Here is a 17,534-nt window from a genome sequence, read left to right as displayed (position 1 = left end):
TCGAAACCCCACTCTGACCCCGGTTTTGCCCCTGACCCCGGTTTTGCCACGTTAGCTGTTAGATTCCATAGCTCACTCCGAGCTTGGACATGCCCGCCGATGCGTAATCGCCTGCTGTGGATGTTGCTCTGCCTGGCCGCCCCTGCCAGCAATGCGGAAGTACTGGTGCACTCGATCAGTTACCAAGGCAACGACCGGCAAACAGCGCTGGCACCCGGCAACTACCGCAACCCGATCCTGCCCGGCTTCTACCCGGACCCATCGATCGTGCGCGCCGGCGATGACTTCTATCTGGTCAACTCCACCTTCGGCTATTTCCCCGGCCTGCCGATCCACCACAGCCGCGATCTGGTCAACTGGACGCAGATCGGAAATGCCATCGACCGCCCTAGCCAGATCAACTACGGCAAGGATGAGCTGACCCGCGGCCTGTTCGCTGCCTCCATCAGTCATAAGGACGGCCGGTTCTACATCGTCAACACCTGCTTCTACTGCGACGGCGGCAACTTCCTGATCCACGCAGACAACCCTGCCGGACCATGGTCCGACCCGATCTGGCTGCAGGTACGCGGCATCGATCCTTCGCTGTTCTTCGACGCCGATGGCAGCAGCTGGGTAGTCCATAACGATGTACCCGATGGCGAGCTGCGCTATGACGGCCACCGCGCGATCTGGCTGCAGCAGATTGACCTGGCCAGCGGCAAGGCCATTGGCGAGCGCCGTCTCCTGGTGGATGGCGGCGCCGACCCGGCCAGCAAGCCCGAACACATCGAAGGTCCGCATATCTTCAAGCGCGACGGCTGGTATTACCTGACCGCCGCAGAAGGCGGCACCGGCGAGCAGCATGCGCAGATGATCTGGCGCAGCCGCAGCCTGACGGGTCCGTATCACGCAGGCCCCAACAATCCGGTGCTTACCCAGCGCGACCTGGACCCCAAGCGTGCCAGCCCGGTTACCTCGGCTGGGCATGCGCAGTTCGTGCAACTGGCTGACGGCAGCTGGTGGACGGTATTCCTCGCCACCCGCCCGTACCGTGGCAACCAGTACAACCTCGGCCGCGAAACTTTCCTGCTGCCGGTGCAATGGCACCAAGGTTGGCCGCAGGTGCTGCCGCGTGGCGCCACGTTGCCGCTGCAGCTGCCGCGCCCGCAGCTGGCGGATGCATCTGCGCCAGTCACCGACAGCGCCGTATCAAGCTGGACGGAGAGCTTCAGTGCCGACAAGCTGTCGCCGCAGTGGCTAACCTTGCATCCGCCAAAGAGCGCTTGGTTCAGCACGGGCGCTGGTGGTTTGAAGCTGCAAGCCGGCACGACACCGCTGGGCGCCGAGGGTGCGGAGGAACAGGCCCATTATCTTGGCCATCGTCTGCAGCATCACCGCGCTACTCTGGACATGCAGTTGTCGGCAGCGTCTGTTGAAGATGGTGAGCTGGCTGGATTGGCCTTGCTGCAGAACGAGCGCTATCACTATGTCCTGGGCATTGAAGCCAGCAACGGTGCGCGTCGGGTAGTTCTGTATCTGCGTGCCGGGAAGGATTCACCGGAGACGGGGAGACTGTTGGCGCAGAAGGACTTAGCCGGCGCTGGCGATAGCACGGGGCTGCGATTCACCTTGGATGGTGCACGTGCGCAGGCATGGTTCTCAGCACAACCCGGGCAATGGCAACGCATCGGTGATGCGCTTGATGCGAGCCTGCTCAGTACCGACACCGCGGGTGGATTCATCGGCGCCACGTTTGGTGCGTATGCTTTGAAAAGATGAAGCACAGCAGGTCAAGACCAGCAAAACCGGAGTCAAAACCGGGGTCAGAGTGCGGTTTCGTTTCGAAACCGCACTCTGACCCCGGTTTTGAACCGGTTTTGACTCACGCATCCACCAGCTGGTTGATTCGCCCCAACGCGCTCTGCAGCTGACGGCGATTGCCTGCTTGCCCCAGCGAGAGGCGGAAGCCCTGGCTGCGTTGCGCGCCATCTGGTTTGAATGCCGATGAGGGCGTGATTGCCAGGCCTTGCAGTTGAGCGGCGCGGGCGAAGCTGGTGTCGGTCCAGGGCAAAACCGGGGTCAGAGTGGGGTTTCGTTCCGAAACCCCACTCTGACCCCGGTTTTGCCGGTTTTGCTCCGGCAGGGTGCACCAGGCATGCAATCCGGCTGCCTGCACTTTCAACGCAGGCACCAGCAGATGAGCGGCCAGTGCGGTGCGTTCGCGGGCTTCATCCAACACCTGATTCAACAATGCGTTCGCCGATCCATCCAACAGCAGCTGGCTTACCAGCGCCATCACCAGTGGATGCCCCATCAGGCAGATCGAGCGCAATGCAATCGCCAGTGCTTCTGCATGCTGCTCCGATGGACAGCGCACGAATGCAGTGCGCAGGCCTGGGCTGATCGCCTTCGACAAGGTTGATACGTAATACACATGCGTCGGCGCCAGCGCCGCAATTGGCGTTGGCTTTTTCGCAGCGTGATGCCAATACGGATCATCCTCGATGGCTAGTAGATCCAGCCCCTGCAGCGCACGCGCCAACTCGATTCGACGTTGCGGTGGAATCGTCAGTGCAGTCGGGTTGTTGCAGGTCGGATTGAGGTAAACCACACGTGCACCGCTCTGCCTAGAAGCACGCTCCAGCGCATCCGGGTGCATTCCCTCCGCATCGCCATCAACCGGCAGCAAGCGTCGCCCCAACGACTTGGCTACCTGCAGAAGCCCCGGATACACCAGGTGATCACAAAGAATCACCTCGCCTTCCTGGGTCTGGCTGATCAGGATCGAGGCCAGCGCTGACTGTGCACCTTCGGCAACCACCAGACCTGCATCGGCAATATCGCCCAGCATCGGCTGCAGCCAGCTCGTCGCCGCATGCCTGTCGGTCGGGCTGCCGCCAGCGAGGTGATACGTCATCAGGTTCGGCGCATTGCTGCGTGCAAGCACGGCGGCTGCACCGCGTCGCAAAGCATCGTTCAAAGCCAACGCATCCGGTACCGGTGGCACGTTCATGCTCAGGTCGACCGGTTGCCCGAAGGCGGCTTTCGGCGGTGCGATGAAACTGCCTTGCGGTCCGCGCGCTTCGATCAGGCCGCGTCGGCGTGCTTCATCAAACGCGCGCGTCACCGTGGTCAGGTCGATGCCGAGCTGCTTGGCCAATGCTCGCTGCGATGGCAGGCGATGACCGGGCACCAGCTCGCCGGTGTTCATGCTGCGCTCGATGCTGTTGACGATGCGCAGGTAGATCGGGCCGTTGCTGCGCAGCGCGCTGTCCATCCAGTTCATCGCCAAACCCCATGTTTACCCGCAAAAACTGCGACATCCTGTCGCACCATGTATGGACGATGTAGCCACGTATTGTTTACATCAGCGGCGGGTGCCTGCTCACAACCATCGGTCGGTTGGAGCGGGTGCCCGCTGTTTTTTGTGCGCGGACAGAACGTCCACGCACGCTGGCGCGCATGCAGATTCATCAGCAGCGGATCAAGATTTGTTTTGCCAAGGGCAGTAACAGCCCACCGCCAGCAACCCGCGTGGGCGCACCGTCTGGCCATCGACCAGCTTGTCGAGAATCGGTTCGACAAAACTATTGGCCGAATTGCACACCATACCGATGCTGTACGGGCCGGCGTAGGCCAGATGCCCTGCCCTGTCCCAGATCGCAACCGCAGGGCTGGCCGGGATATGTTCGGCGCCTTCAATCGTCGGCAGTTCCGTCAAACGACCACGCAGATACTGGGGCAGCTCACCTGTCGTGCCGGGGCGGCGCACCGCATAGAAATCGATGTTGGCGCGGCGGTACATGCTGATCAGGTAGCTCAGATGCGCGCCGGTTTCGCGGTTGCAAACCTTGCAGGCCGGGTCCCAGAAATGCACGACGCGTATGCGCCCATTCGCACCGGCCAGTTCCGGCGGCAGCTTGAGTTGGGTGTCGTCGAAGACGATGGCCTGCTCGGCGAACGTGGCCTGCTCACTGAGGCCGAAGTACTGCCATAGCGCTATCGCGATACCGGCCATCAACACGCAGCCCGCTGCGATCCACAACCGCATCCCGCGCCGGCGCGGTGATGCGCCGTTGGGCGGGCTCACGAGGCGGCGTCCGCGCCGAACTTGTGCTCGTACTGTTCCAGCATCTCGGCGCAGGAATCGGCCTGGGCGCGGCGGTAGATTTCGGTGCGCTCCGGCGCGCGGCTGCGCTGCAGGCACTGCTCGATGGCCGCGCGCTCACTGGCCTGCACATCGGCGGTCTGCGGCCGCGAGCAGACATAGACCAGCGACGCCAGCGCCAGCACCACGAAACCGGCGCAGCCCAGCATCACCAGATGAAACTTCAGCTTGTCCCGACGCACAGCAGCTACCCGCATATCCATACAAGATATGCAATGTATCAATTTTGTATGGATATGGCCGGAGCGCGGTCAAACGATCGCTTGCGTCCGCGTCTCAGGTGCTGCCGAGATAACCTCGGTCAGCTTGGTCAATGCCGCCGCCAGGCTGTGCTGGTCGACTGCCCCGCCCAGGGACAGACGGATGGCATTGCCGGCCTGCTCCTCGATGCTGAAGGCCTCCGAGCTGGCGATGCCCAGGCCTTGTGCCTGCGCGGCCTGGATCAGCCGGTACTGGTCCAGCCGCGGCGGCAGCGGCAACCACACATGCAGGCCGGACGGCTGCGCCTGATAGGGATTGGGCAGGATGCGCGCGGCGATCTGCTGGCGCTGGCGCAGCTCCTGCTGGAAGCGGCGCACCATCTCATCGGCCTGGCCGCTGCGGATCCAGTGCGAGGCCACCGCAACCATCGACTGGGTCGGCATCAGCGCGATCGAGCGCAGGGCGTCCAGCAGCGGCTCCATCGGCTCGCCCGGCGGCACCACCAGATAGGCGGTGCGCAGGCCCGGCGCCAGGCACTTGGACAGGGTGGAAACGTAGTAGACCGGGGCATCCGGGTGGCTATCCACCGCCAGCGGCGGCGCCGCATCGGCGGCCAGCAGCCAGTAGGGATCATCCTCCACCACGGCTATGCCATGGCGGCGGGCAATGGCCAGGATGGCGGCACGGCGGGCCTGCGACATGGTCGCGGTGGTCGGGTTCTGGATGGTTGGGATCAGATAGATCAGGCTGAGCTTGCGCTGCTGGCAGGCCGCTTCCAGCGCGTCCGGCAGCATGCCTTCAGCGTCCATGGCGATAGGGACGATGCCCCGCTGCAGCACGCGCGCGGCGGCCAGCAGGCCCGGATAGGTCAGCTGTTCGGCGGCGATCAGGTCACCCGGCTGGGTCTTGGCCAGCACGATGGCGCAGAGCGCGGCCTGCGCGCCGGGGCAGATCACCACCCGCTCGGCGGAGACGTTGCCGAGGATAGGCGCCAGCCACTGCACGGCGGCGGCACGGTCATCGCGGGAGCCGGCGCCGACGTGGTAACTCATCAACTCGCCCTGCCCCAGCTGCTGGCTGAGCTGCTGGAAGCCGCGCTCCATGCTCTGCGCGAACGGGCTGCTGCCCAGCAGCGGCGGGATGTTCATGCTCAGGTCGACCGAGGTGGCGCTGTTGCCGGCCGACATGGCGATGAAGGTGCCGCCGGCGCCCTGCGCGTCGAGCAGATCGGACTGGCGCAGCTCGGCGTAGGCACGGGTAACCGTGGTCAGGTCCACGCCCATCAGCTGGGCCAGGTCGCGCTGCGGCGGCAGGCGGTCGCCGGGTTGCAGCACGCCATCGTCCACGGCATCGCGTACCTGCTGGGCAATCTGCAGGTAGAGCGGACCGGTGCCCTCGGCAAAGGGACGGACCCAGGTCCGGTTGGGCTTTTTCAGGCGTCGGCCTGCGGCTGGCTGCTGCATCGGGTGAACCTTCCCTGCTTTGTACGTGCACCAACCCATACAATGATGTATCTTGTATGGACTTGACTGGATCGGCAATCCTTTTGTAGGCACCGCCGTACGGACAGTGTAGCCGCTCCCGGCCTATGCGCCGGGCATCGGCGGTCCCCGCTCAAGAGCTCCTTCAACAGGGTCGACCTTCAATGAATATCTGCTGGAAACGCATCCGCCCAGCGCTGGCCGCTTTGGCATGCGTGGGCCTGTCTGGCTGCAACTGGGTACTACTGGACTCCAAGGGCGACGTGGGCATTGCCCAGCGCGACCTGATCATCATCTGCATCGCCTTGATGCTGATCGTGGTGCTACCGGCCATCGTGCTGACCTTCGTCTTTGCCTGGCGCTACCGCTCCGGCAATACCAAGGCCAGGTACATGCCCGATTGGGCGCACTCCACCAAGGTGGAAATCGTGGTCTGGGGCGTGCCCCTGATCATCGTCGCCGTGCTCGCCGTTATCGTGTGGAAATCCACCCACGAGCTTGACCCTTACAAGCCGCTGGATATCCCCGGCGAGCCGCTGCATGTGGAAGTGATCGCCACCGACTGGAAGTGGGTGTTCGTCTACCCGGACCTGGGCATCGCCACGGTCAACCAGCTCAACTTCCCGGCCGGGCAGCAGCTGGCCTTCGACATCACCTCCAACTCGACGATGAATACCTTCTTCATCCCGCAGCTGGGTGGGCAGATCTATGCGATGGCCGGCATGCGCACGCAGCTGCACCTGGTGGCGAACGAGCAAGGCAAGTTCGACGGCATGTCGGGCAATTACAGCGGCCACGGCTTCTCCAACATGAAGTTCGTCGCCACCGCGATGAGCCAGCCGCAGTTCGATGACTGGGTTGCAGAAGTCCGTCAGTCGCCGGATCAACTGAGCTTCGACGAATTCAAGCGCCTGGCCGCGCCGACGCGTAAAGAACCGGTGCGCCACTTCGCCAGCGTCGAGCCGCTGCTGTTCAAGAAGGTCATCGACCAGTTCATCGGCGTGGGTGAGAACACCGCGGCCACGTCCGGCCACAACGCAGAACCCAAGGCCTCCCAGGAGTAATGAGCATGTTCGGTAAGTTGACGTGGGACGCCGTGCCGTTGCACGACCCGATCGTCGTGGTGACATTGGCGGGCATGGTGCTTGGCGGCATCGCATTGCTCGCCGCCGTCACCTATTTCAAGTTGTGGGGCGTGCTGTGGCGCGACTGGTTCACCACCGTGGACCACAAGAAGATCGGCATCATGTACATCGTGGTGGCGCTGGTGATGCTGGTTCGTGGCTTTGCCGACGCACTGATGATGCGCGCGCAGCTGGCCGCGGCTGGCCCCGGCAGCGATGGTTTCCTGCCACCGGAGCACTACGACCAGATCTTCACCGCGCATGGCGTGATCATGATCTTCTTCGTGGCCACACCGTTCGTGGTTGGCCTGATGAACATCGTGGTGCCGCTGCAGATCGGTGCGCGCGACATGGCCTTCCCCTTCCTCAATGCCTTCAGCTTCTGGATCTTCGTGGTCGGCGCGGCGCTGATGATGATCTCGCTGGGCCTTGGCGAATTCGCGATGACCGGTTGGGTGGCGTATCCGCCGTTGTCCGGCATCGAGTTCAGTCCAGGGGTGGGTGTTGATTACTACATATGGGCATTGCAGGCCTCCGGTGTCGGCACATTGCTGACCGGCGTCAACCTGTTCATCACCATCCTGCGCATGCGTGCGCCGGGCATGACCTTGATGAAGATGCCGGTGTTCACCTGGACCGTGCTGGTCACCAGCGTGATCATCATTGCCGCGTTCCCGATCCTGACCGTCGCCCTCGGCGCGCTCACCCTGGACCGCTACCTGGACTTCAACTTCTACACCAATGACCTGGGTGGCAACCCGATGATGTACGTCAACCTGGTGTGGGCCTGGGGCCACCCGGAGGTGTACATCCTGGTATTGCCGGCGTTCGGCATCTTCTCCGAGATCACCGCCACGTTCTCGCGCAAGAAGCTGTTCGGCTACAAGTCGATGGTGGGTGCAACGCTGGCGATCGGCATCCTGTCGTTCGTGGTGTGGCTGCACCACTTCTTCACCATGGGCTCCGGTGCCAGCGTCAATGCCTTCTTCGGCATCATGACGATGATCATCGCGATCCCGACCGGCGTGAAAATCTTCACCTGGTTGTTCACCATGTACGGCGGCCGCGTCGAGTTCAGCGTGCCGATGCTGTGGACCATCGCCTTCCTGGTCACCTTCACCATCGGCGGCATGACCGGCGTGCTGCTGGCCATCCCGGGTGCGGACTTCCTGCTGCACAACAGCCTGTTCCTGGTGGCCCACTTCCACAACACCATCATCGGTGGCGCGCTGTTCGGCTACCTGGCCGGCTTCGTCTACTGGTTCCCGAAGGTGTTCGGCTTCACCCTCAACGAGCGCCTGGGCAAGTGGTCGTTCGCCTGCTGGATCATCGGTTTCTACCTGGCCTTCATGCCGCTTTACATGCTCGGCTTCATGGGCATGACCCGGCGCATGAACCAGTACGACAACCCGGCGTGGACGCCCTACCTTATTGCCGCCTTCGTCGGCGCACTGTTCGTGTTCGCAGGCATCGTGCTGATGCTGGTGCAGATCTACGTCAGCATCCGCGACCGCAAGCAGAACCAGGACATCACCGGCGACCCGTGGAATGCGCGCACGCTGGAATGGCAGACGCCTTCGCCGCCGCCGTTCTACAACTTCGCCGTGGTGCCCAAGGCCGACACCCTGGACGCCTTCCACGAAGCCAAGAAACAAGGCCTGCCCAAGCCGCCCAAGCACTACGCACCGATCCACATGCCGCGTAACACCGGCGTGCCGCTGATCCTCAACATCTGGATCCTGGCGCTGTGCTTCGCCTTGATCTGGCACATCTGGTGGCTGGCCGGTGCGAGCTTCGTGGCGATGATCGTCACCTTGATCGTGCGCTCCTACGACGAGGACGTGGATTACTACGTCAGCGCCGAAGAAGTCGCCGCCATCGAGAACCAACACCAGAACAAGCTCAAGCAGCACAGGGTGATTGCATGAACATCATGTCCAACGTCGCCGTAGACAACGCACAGGCGGCCGAGCACAGCCATGACGACCATGGCCACGACCAGGGCGGCATGAAGGTCTTCGGCATGTGGGTTTACCTCATGTCCGACCTGGTGCTGTTCGGCTCGCTGTTCGCCTCCTACGCGGTGCTCAGCAACGCGTACGCAGGCGGCCCGACCGGTGCCGAGCTGTTCTCGCTGCCGTTCGTGCTGGTGGAGACCTTCCTGCTGCTGGTCTCCAGCATCACCTACGGCCAGGCCGTGCTGGCGATGCACCGCCAGGACAAGCGCGCGGTACTGACCTGGCTGGGCGTGACCTTCGCACTCGGTGCCGGCTTCATCGGCATGGAAGTGTATGAGTTCAACCACCTCATCCACATTGGCGCCGGCCCCACCACCAGCGCCTACCTGTCCGCGTTCTTCGCGCTGGTTGGCACGCACGGCCTGCACGTGGCCAGCGGCCTGATCTGGATGGCGGTGGTGATGCACCAGGTGAAGCGTCGCGGGCTCACCCCGACCAATGTCACCCGCATCTCCTGCCTGAGCCTGTTCTGGCACTTCCTGGACCTGGTCTGGATCTGCGTCTTCACCTTTGTCTATCTGATTGGAGTGTTCTGACCATGTCCGACAACGACACCTCCCGCGCCGGCAGCGGACATGGCTCCACCAAGTCCTACCTGATCGGCTTCGTGATCTGCGCCGTGCTCACCGTCATCCCCTTCATGCTGGTGATGAACCCGACGCTGTCGCGGCCACTGACGATGGCCCTGCTGGTCGGCTTTGCCGTCGTGCAGATCATCGTGCAGCTGGTGTACTTCCTGCACATGAACCGCTCCTCGGAGGGCGGCTGGAACCTGGCCAGTTTTGTTTTCACTCTGGTCATTCTTTTCATCGTGGTAGCGCTCTCCATCTGGATCATCTGGAGCATGCACTTCCACATGATGGTCAACTGACGCACGCAACGGGCCGGCACACACTGCCGGCCCGCTGCATGTAGTTCGGCTGTCCGTCCTTCATCGACCATAGCCATGTCCCGCACCAACACTCCCGCCACCGGCCTCGCCGCACTGGCCCGCAAACTGCACCTGTCCACCATCGCGATAAGCGCAGCCACCCTGCTGCTGGTAGCCTGCGCGGCAAAGCCCAAGGTGGATTTCTACGGCAAGGACATCGCCTGCGAAGCACTCGGCCAGCAATGGACGATGCCAGACAGCACAGGCGTAAGCCGCAGCCCGGCCGACCTCAACGGCAAAGTGACGTATCTCTTCTTCGGCTTCACCAGCTGCCCGGACGTCTGCCCCACCACCATGGTGGAGTTGAACCGCGTAAAGCACCTGATGGGCTCGGACGCCGACAAACTGCAGGTGATCTTCGTCACCGTCGACCCGGCGCGCGACACACCTGCTGTTGCCGAGACTTATGTAAAAGCGTTTGACCCGACCGCTACAGCGCTGGTTGGCAACGACCAGCAACTGGCCGCAATGGCAGCATCGTTCAAAGCCTTCTACGACCGCGAAGAAGGCAAGCACCCCGGCGCCTACTCAATGAGCCACACCGCAGGCGGCTACGTATTCGATCGCCAAGGACGGCTGCGTTTGTTTGCGCCCTACGGCATGCCAGTAGAGCAGCTGTTTTCAGATGTGCAGCGACTAACGCTGGAGCCAACACGCCCCAACCCAGCAATCTGTGACACAACCGGATAGCCCCGCCCCGCATGACCAAAGCCCCTCTCCCGCCCGCGGGGTGAGAAGGGCTGCTTGCGAACCAAAGGTTCGCAGCCCTTCGAACGCCCTTGCGCCAGCGCAAGGGCCGGGGCGCGGAGCGGGGGTTGGGGTGAGGGCAGAACAAAACCCTAAACCCCAAACCTCCAAAACCCCAACCAACCTCAGCCGTAAAACCCAACCAACCTCACCGCTCAACACACCTACCACCAACCTCCCCACCCCCAACAAACACCCCAACCGCCTCAACAAAACACCCAGGCGCAAAGTAAGACAGCAAATGCGCCCCACCCTCCACCGTACTGAAACTCACCTTCCCAGCCTTCCCCAGCACAGCCGCATGCTCCACCGCCCCCGCATACGCCGTATTCGGATCCAAGGTCCCATGCACAACCAAAGTCCTCGGTAGCACCCCAGGCGACTTCCCAAACCAAGCATCCTTGGCATAAGCAGGCACAGGCGCCCCCACCAGAAACCCCGGGATTGCACTGACAAACAAGGCCCCAGCAGCCTCCTGCTCCACCAACTCGCGCGTAAGCCCCGGCCGCGCATTGTTCTCCGACGCCGAGATCAACATCACCAGCGGCAACGAAGGCTGGTTGTTACCGCCCTGCCCCATCCCGGCCATCGCTGTCTTCAACTCCGCCACCGTCGCCAGCAGCGCGGACGTATCGTCCACCGCCAGCCCATCAAGAATGTCGGGAATACGCGCACGCAGCGCCGGGAAGTTCAGCAGCGAGCCCAGCAACCGGCGCAGATCACCACCCGGCACCTCGTCCTTCCACGGCGCCGTCGGCGCAGCGGTCAGCACCCCCTGATAGACCGCCACCTTCTGCTCGCCCAGCACCGCACGCCCCACCGCATCCACCAGCGCCGTGCGCCGGCTCAGGTCCCACTGCTCGGTGGTCTCCAGCGGCACCAGTCCATCCAGGATCAAACCGTCCAGCGGCATCGGCGCCACCTGCAGCGCACGAAGGGCCAACTGCGTGCCATACGACACCCCATACAGATAGGTCGGCCCACTGCCGCGATAGCGCGACATCAGCAGCGCAACATCCTGCGCCGCCTCGGTCACCGAGAACGCCTGCGTGCGCGCCGCATCCGCATACATCGCACCAATGCAGCCGCCCCACTCGTCCCCAGCCAGTGCAACACCATCGGCACTGTCCGCCGCCTCCTGCACCGGGCAGATGCGCTCCGACCGGCCCACGCCGCGATGGTCCGGAATCACAAGGTCATAACCGGGAAACGCACGCCGGAACGTCGCAACCACCGGATACAAGGACGCCCCGGACTCACCAGGCCCACCGGCCAACAGCCAAACCTCCCCGCGCCGCTCTGCAGCCTCAGCGGGAAACCACCGCACGAACAGCTTCAGCGAACCATCGGCCGGCGATTCATGCCGCAGCGGAACATGGGTGCTGACACAAAGGCTGCCTTTCAGCGCACGAGACGAATCCGCATCGGCGCAGGCCACCGGCGCCTCGAAAGCCAGCTCCGCGCACGCGGGAAGTGCTGCAAATAGTGCGGCCGCCAGAACAACAGATCGAAACATCGACTTTCATCCCCTGATGAGCAGGCGACAGCATGCCAGTGACTTGGGGTGGCGGGAATGTCCATCGGTAATGGGGGATAGCGGGCTGAGCGCGCCTCGGTGTTGCTTGGTGCCGCTGAGCTCTTACGGGCTTCGGAAATAATTGTGGATTGGACTTCCTCGATCGCACTGAAACTCCTGAGCTCGCCACTCAACAAGGCCCAGAATTCCTTGGTTCAAGCGATAATCCACGCCAGAGATAGCCAATCGAATCAGCCGGAGAGCAACATGCGGTTTGTCTACCTACTTCTCTGCATCGCAGGCACCGCCCTGCCCCTCGCCCAGTTTGTGCCATGGCTGTCCGCCAACGGCCTCAATGTGCCGCTCCTGCTACAGCAGGCGACATCCAGCAACATCGCAGCATTCGCTTGGGCGGATGTACTGATCTCCGCGCTTGCGACTATTGCGCTCATTTGTGCTGAGGGACGCAGGCTCCGAATGCGTCGTTTGTGGTTGCCACTGTCCAGCATCGTGGTCGGTCCATCAATAGCATTGCCACTGTTCTTGTTGCTCAGGGAGCGGCATCTGGCGAGAACCAAGGGCAGATAGCTCGCCGGCAATTACATAACATAAGCACCAATGCAGAGTTTAGTGCTTTCCGGACTACTATTCTATTTGGTTGTCAGCGTGCTGAAATTATTGAAAGTGGCGACTGGCCAAAGATGTCCGCACTGCATCCACGTTTCGCGAAGGGAACAGAGATCTTTATGCGAACAATTTTCCTAGAACCAACATCAATGCGCGAAGCCGCTTCATCCCACGGGATTCAGATAGCTCGCTAATAACCACCAACCCTATTCGTGGTCTACTATTGACACAAGGCACCAGCAAAGGATGCGGACGGGAAGAGCGATCATGGAGGCGCTATTGGGACAATACGAACGGAGAGCCGACAATTGCATCGGACGCGGAGAGACAGGCTTTTGGAGGCAGGGCAACGATCCCGCAAAGGAAGATCGATTTCCGACAGCGAAATAGACGGCGCCCCCCAGGGAAGTCAGCCCAGCCCCCCCCAATAATGGATAAAACTATGTACAGTAATTATTTTAAGTCCCTAAAACTCGAAGGCTGGCGCCAATTCGATAATATCGAGATCGAACTCCACCCTCGGCTTACTATAATTACCGGCGCGAACGGCTCCGGGAAGAGCTCTATACTAAGAGTTTTCTCTAGACATTTCGGGTTCGACAAGCCCTATCTATCCACCCCAAGACTCGTCGAAGGACGCCTCAGTTATTCAGAGGGAGTGCTAGCTCGCTGGCTAGGAAAACTAGGCAACCTATTCTCACGAGCAGACACCGACCCTGGAATTGGAAGACTTGAGTATACTGACGGCTTACATGCCGATCTTTCAGTCCCCAGTGCAAACGGCGCACAGTATCACCTCAATTTCAGCCAGATGTCAGGAATCCCAGGACTTCACGTTGATTCGCACCACGCGGTTCTGACATACCAGCCTGTATCCTCCGTTCCTGCGCATTTGACCACGCCCGAACAAATACTCAACCACTACAACAACGAAGTTCGAAACATTTACTCCGGCTACCATAGCGGCGGCTCCCCCATCTATAGAATGAAGGAGTCGATTATATCGATGATAATGTTTGGAGAGAAAACATCGCGAGCAGCTGGGAACCCTGTACTCGTTGATGCGCTAAACGGATTTATTGATATCCTACGAAAAGTCCTCCCCCCTTCCATCGGATTCATCGACCTAGAGATTAGACACAACGAAATCGTTGTCAAAACTCGAAGCGGATCCTTTATGCTTGACGCCGCATCGGGCGGAGTATCTACGCTTTTCGATATAGCGTGGAGACTGTACATGTTCAGTCTAACAAACCCGGCCTTTGTTGTGACCATGGACGAGCCAGAGAACCATCTTCATCCGTCCATGCAGCGATCTCTACTCAATCGATTACTTGAAGCATTTCCGCTTGCGCAATTCATAGTTGCAACCCACAGTCCATTTATCGTTTCGTCCGTGAAGGATTCAAACGTCTATGTCCTTCGATATCGCACTAGCACCGGCGAAAGACATGATGGTGAGGCCGTACCAGAGACAACAGAAAGCAGAGTCATCAGCGAAAGACTTGACACAGTAAACAGAGCCGCGAGCGCGAATCAGATACTTAGGGAAGTACTAGGTGTCGAAGCTACGATTCCGGAATGGGTTGTCACTGATGTCCAAAAAATCGCCGCACGATACGCGGATACCCCGCTAACCAACGAAGCGCTGACCTACCTACGCAAGGACCTCGCCGAGCTTGGATATGAAGACATGTATCCCAGCGCGTTGGCACAACTGGTTAAGAAGCATGATTAAGCTCACCAAGGGCCCAAAGCCCGAGATACTTAGTGCAAATGCCGCCGCATGGACGGCAGATCTCATTCATGCAATTGGACTCGGCGACGCACATAAAAAGACAGCAAATTCTATAAAATCGAGATACCGTCATCCAGACATAAAAACCGCACTATTAAAAGAAACCAATGGAAAATGCGCGTACTGCGAAAGCCTACTCAGACATGTCACTTATGGCGATATAGAGCACATGACGGCCAAGGCTTCCAGCCCTGAGGCAACCTTTGAATGGGACAACTTGACTGTCGCATGCGATGTTTGCAACACGAAGAAGGCGGAGAACAGCGTTATCGATCCATACATGTCAGAACCAGAGGAACGAATACTTTTTTTTGGACCCGCCGCAATCCCAAAAGCTGGCGACAATGAAGCCGAATTAACACTGAGAAGGCTCGATTTAAATCGACCGGAACTACTCGGCCGACGAACAGAGAAAATCGAGAACTTGCAAGCCCTGAGGAAAATAATTTCCGGTGCTCCCTCGGACTTGAGAATAATCCTCGAGAAAGACTTTGAGAACGAACTTCAGGATTCAAGAGAGTATGCATCTCTATCGCGAAGTTTTCATCGCTTTTTAGACCAGGGGAATCATTGATCAGCGAGTAGCTCGCCAAACGAATCGACTAGGAGAGCTATTAGCCGATCATGATTTCACCGTCCACCAAACCGCCTCCGATACTCCCCCGGCGACAACCCCACAACCCGACTGAAGACCTTCCGGAACGAACCCGGGTCGCTGTAACCCACGTCCCAGGCAATCCGCTCCAGCGGCACGTTACTGGTCTGCAGCATCTCGCGTGCACGGGCCACGCGTACGCGTTGGCAGTATTCGGTGGCGGTCATGCCGGTGGCTTTCTGGAAGCGGCGCAGGAAGGTGCGTTCTTCAAGCCCTGCACGTTGTGCGAGTTCGGCGGATGCGACCTGTTTGGCATGGGTGTCGTGCAGCCATTGCTGCACGGCCAGCACTGCGGCGTCGCCGTGTGTCAGTCGTGGCGAGAAGCTGCTGTAGTAGCGCTGTTGGCGGCCGGGTGGATCGATCAACAGCGTGCGTGCGACATCCAGCATCACTGCGGCGCCGAGGTAGCGGTCCACCAGCCGCAGGCCGAGGTCGGTCCAGGCCATGGCGCCGCCAGCGCTGAAGATGTCGCCACCGTCGATGAGCATCTGGTCCACGTCCAGCGTTACGTCCGGAAAGCGTGCGGCCAGCAGTTCGGCGTACTGCCAGTTGGTGGTGATGGTGCGGCCGGCCAAGCGCCCGGTTTCGGCTAGCAGGAATGCGCCGGCGCAGACCGATGCGAGCGTGGTGCCGTCGTCGTGCAGTGCACGCAGCCAGCCCAAGTAGGGCGCGGCGGCTTCGGTGGAAATCGGCGGCTGCATGCTGGGCGGCAGGATCATTACCTGCGGTGTTCCGCTTGGCGGCTGGCTTGAGCTGTAGACGGCCTGCGGCGCTTGGCCGGGCGCTTCGATGCGCCAATGCGTGACCTGCAGTTCGGGCGCGGCGGGTGCTGCGCGTTCGCTGGCGAGCCTGCAGGCCAGGGCGAACAGGTCGGTCAGGCCGAGCACCGCCGCCAGCTGGGCGCCGGGATACAGCAGGATTCCCACTTGGATGTGACCGTCGGTGCGCATCTGTCGGTATAGCCCTCAAGAATGTCGGTAGCGCCTCTTCGTGGTGGCAGGCCGGTCGCGGAGACTTCTCCCACACCATTCAACCACCCATCACGGAGCCATACATGACCAAGCGCGCCATTATCGTCGTCGATCTTCAGAATGAATACCTCGCCACCGGCAAGCTGCCTTTGGTAGGCATTGATGCCGCCACCGCCAATGCGGTGCGCGTGATCGCCGATGCACGGGCCAAGGGCGTGCCGGTGCTGCATGTCCGCCATGAATCCGCCAGCAGTGATGCACCGATCTTCGTGCGGGGCTCGGACGGGGTACGGATCATGGCCGCTGTCGCGCCCGTTGGCGATGAGCCGGTGATCGTCAAGAACCACGTCAATTCGTTCCGCGATACCGATCTGAAGCAGCAGCTTGAGGCGCGTGGGATCGAGGACGTGGTTGTGGTTGGTGCGATGAGCCATATGTGCGTGGACGCGGTGGTGCGTGCGTCCGCCGACATGGGCTATGCGGTCACCGTGCTGCACGACGCCTGCGCCACGCGTGACCTGGAATTCAACGGCGTTGTGGCGCCGGCTGCGCAGGTGCATGCGGCGATGATGGCGTCGTTTGAGTTCGGGTATGGGCGGGTGCTTGCTACGGATGCGTATCTGGCGGGGTGATCGCCCGGGGTGGTTTGGCGATGGCTTTCAACTGGGTGGGTCTGGTACAACGCGGCACGGCGTTGCGGAGCAACGCTGGCCCGAACTACTGGACTTACACAATGCGATTCAAACCATCTCGCCTGGCTGCCCTTCTTCTGTTGGGCGTTGCTGCGCCGGCTTTTGCCGAGACGACCATCTGCAAGATCGAGGGTGATTCAATTGGCCCGGAATTGATCTCCTGGGACACCAAGACGCAGCGGGCACAGGTGAAGCTGCTAGGCGAGGACTTGCAGGGGAAGATGACCTGGAAGCGGAAGCACGATGATCTTGGCGACAAGGTCAATCTGAGCTTTACGCCTGCTGATCCGCTGTTTGGGGATGAGTATGAGTTTGTGGTGTTCCCTACCGAGAGTGGGCATCGGGTTATGGGGGTTGGGTACAAGTACTACAACGGGGTCAAGTATTTGAATATCAGCCAGGGGAATTATGTGGCTGTTTGTAGTTCGATGTAGGTCTGAAGCTGGTTGTTTGGTTTTGTGGGAGCTGCGTTAGCTGCGAAGCTGGGGTGCTTGAGGTGTTGGTTTGTTGCGAAGAGCACCCCTCCCCGGCCCTCCCCTGCGCTTTGCGCAAGGGAGGGGGTTGAAGCTGGCTTCGCTTGTCGCCGCTGCGTGGCTGGCGCGCTTTTGTAGGAGCGGCGTGAG

Annotated in this window: 17 protein-coding genes; 11 read left to right on the top strand and 6 right to left on the bottom strand. The window is 60.9% G+C overall.

The genetic code is table 11. The annotated features are described in order from the left end of the window. Positions 1-99: 99 nt before the first annotated feature. Positions 100-1,761 (top strand): glycoside hydrolase family 43 protein, encoded by a 1,662-nt coding sequence (locus Q5Z11_RS03330; RefSeq protein WP_303748711.1) that lies wholly within the window; start codon positions 100-102, stop codon positions 1,759-1,761. Positions 1,762-1,864: 103 nt separating this feature from the next. On the opposite strand, the gene Q5Z11_RS03325 is transcribed toward Q5Z11_RS03330, so the two are convergent. The 4 genes from Q5Z11_RS03325 to Q5Z11_RS03310 form a co-directional block, all read right to left on the bottom strand. Further along, the gene (locus tag Q5Z11_RS03325) at positions 1,865-3,268 is read right to left on the bottom strand and encodes an aminotransferase-like domain-containing protein (RefSeq protein ID WP_303748710.1); all 1,404 of its coding nucleotides are present in this window, start codon (positions 3,266-3,268) and stop codon (positions 1,865-1,867) included. A gap of 198 nt (positions 3,269-3,466) precedes the next feature. Beyond that, positions 3,467-4,072, bottom strand: a complete 606-nt coding sequence (locus Q5Z11_RS03320; RefSeq protein WP_303748709.1) for a DUF6436 domain-containing protein — start codon at positions 4,070-4,072, stop codon at positions 3,467-3,469. After that, positions 4,069-4,353 carry a hypothetical protein gene (locus Q5Z11_RS03315; protein ID WP_057627610.1) on the bottom strand — a complete coding sequence of 95 codons (285 nt, stop codon included), beginning with the start codon at positions 4,351-4,353 and terminating at the stop codon, positions 4,069-4,071. The genes Q5Z11_RS03320 and Q5Z11_RS03315 overlap by 4 nt, the downstream gene beginning before the upstream one ends. A 48-nt stretch (positions 4,354-4,401) precedes the next feature. Next, positions 4,402-5,814, bottom strand: a complete 1,413-nt coding sequence (locus Q5Z11_RS03310) for an aminotransferase-like domain-containing protein (RefSeq protein WP_303748708.1) — start codon at positions 5,812-5,814, stop codon at positions 4,402-4,404. Between the two features lie 182 nt (positions 5,815-5,996). Between Q5Z11_RS03310 and cyoA the strand changes: the two genes are divergently transcribed. From cyoA to Q5Z11_RS03285, 5 genes are all read left to right on the top strand, one after another. Beyond that, entirely contained in the window at positions 5,997-6,896 is a 900-nt protein-coding gene (gene cyoA, locus Q5Z11_RS03305) for a ubiquinol oxidase subunit II (protein WP_303748707.1), read from the top strand. Between the two features lie 5 nt (positions 6,897-6,901). Further along, complete coding sequence (gene cyoB / locus Q5Z11_RS03300; protein ID WP_303748706.1) at positions 6,902-8,884, top strand: cytochrome o ubiquinol oxidase subunit I; 1,983 nt, start codon at positions 6,902-6,904, stop codon at positions 8,882-8,884. Then, a complete protein-coding gene (cyoC, locus tag Q5Z11_RS03295) occupies positions 8,881-9,510 on the top strand; it encodes a cytochrome o ubiquinol oxidase subunit III (RefSeq protein WP_282271767.1) in 630 nt (209 codons plus the stop codon). Before cyoB ends, cyoC begins: the two co-directional genes overlap by 4 nt. Before the next feature lie 2 nt (positions 9,511-9,512). Continuing rightward, the gene (gene cyoD / locus Q5Z11_RS03290) at positions 9,513-9,845 is read left to right on the top strand and encodes a cytochrome o ubiquinol oxidase subunit IV (RefSeq protein WP_057627619.1); all 333 of its coding nucleotides are present in this window, start codon (positions 9,513-9,515) and stop codon (positions 9,843-9,845) included. Positions 9,846-9,920: 75 nt separating this feature from the next. Beyond that, a complete protein-coding gene (locus Q5Z11_RS03285; RefSeq protein ID WP_303748705.1) occupies positions 9,921-10,595 on the top strand; it encodes an SCO family protein in 675 nt (224 codons plus the stop codon). A gap of 205 nt (positions 10,596-10,800) precedes the next feature. Here Q5Z11_RS03285 and Q5Z11_RS03280 read toward each other — a convergent pair whose 3' ends face one another. Next, the gene (locus tag Q5Z11_RS03280) at positions 10,801-12,168 is read right to left on the bottom strand and encodes an alpha/beta hydrolase (protein WP_303748704.1); all 1,368 of its coding nucleotides are present in this window, start codon (positions 12,166-12,168) and stop codon (positions 10,801-10,803) included. 144 nt (positions 12,169-12,312) lie between these two features. On the opposite strand from Q5Z11_RS03280, the gene Q5Z11_RS03275 reads away from it, so the two are divergent. The 3 genes from Q5Z11_RS03275 (at position 12,313) to Q5Z11_RS03265 (ending at position 15,167) form a co-directional block, all read left to right on the top strand. After that, positions 12,313-12,756, top strand: a complete 444-nt coding sequence (locus Q5Z11_RS03275; protein WP_303748703.1) for a DUF2834 domain-containing protein — start codon at positions 12,313-12,315, stop codon at positions 12,754-12,756. 481 nt (positions 12,757-13,237) lie between these two features. Continuing rightward, on the top strand, positions 13,238-14,533 hold the full coding sequence (locus tag Q5Z11_RS03270; protein ID WP_303748702.1) for an AAA family ATPase: 1,296 nt from the start codon (positions 13,238-13,240) through the stop codon (positions 14,531-14,533). Then, complete coding sequence (locus Q5Z11_RS03265; RefSeq protein WP_303748701.1) at positions 14,526-15,167, top strand: HNH endonuclease; 642 nt, start codon at positions 14,526-14,528, stop codon at positions 15,165-15,167. The genes Q5Z11_RS03270 and Q5Z11_RS03265 overlap by 8 nt, the downstream gene beginning before the upstream one ends. Positions 15,168-15,223: 56 nt before the next feature. Here the strand turns inward: Q5Z11_RS03265 and Q5Z11_RS03260 are convergent, their stop codons facing one another. Then, positions 15,224-16,198, bottom strand: coding sequence for a GlxA family transcriptional regulator (locus Q5Z11_RS03260; protein ID WP_303748700.1), 975 nt, complete (start codon positions 16,196-16,198; stop codon positions 15,224-15,226). A gap of 104 nt (positions 16,199-16,302) precedes the next feature. Between Q5Z11_RS03260 and Q5Z11_RS03255 the strand changes: the two genes are divergently transcribed. Both Q5Z11_RS03255 and Q5Z11_RS03250 read left to right on the top strand, forming a co-directional pair. After that, complete coding sequence (locus tag Q5Z11_RS03255) at positions 16,303-16,851, top strand: cysteine hydrolase family protein (protein ID WP_303748699.1); 549 nt, start codon at positions 16,303-16,305, stop codon at positions 16,849-16,851. Positions 16,852-16,871: 20 nt separating this feature from the next. Beyond that, positions 16,872-17,345, top strand: a complete 474-nt coding sequence (locus Q5Z11_RS03250) for a hypothetical protein (protein WP_303748698.1) — start codon at positions 16,872-16,874, stop codon at positions 17,343-17,345. The last annotated feature ends 189 nt before the right edge of the window (positions 17,346-17,534 follow it).

The sequence above is a fragment of the Stenotrophomonas sp. 610A2 genome, from assembly GCF_030549615.1.
In the GTDB taxonomy this organism is placed as follows: domain Bacteria; phylum Pseudomonadota; class Gammaproteobacteria; order Xanthomonadales; family Xanthomonadaceae; genus Stenotrophomonas; species Stenotrophomonas pigmentata.
Note: the sequence above shows the minus strand (reverse complement) of the source record. Positions and strands in the feature narration are given on the sequence as shown.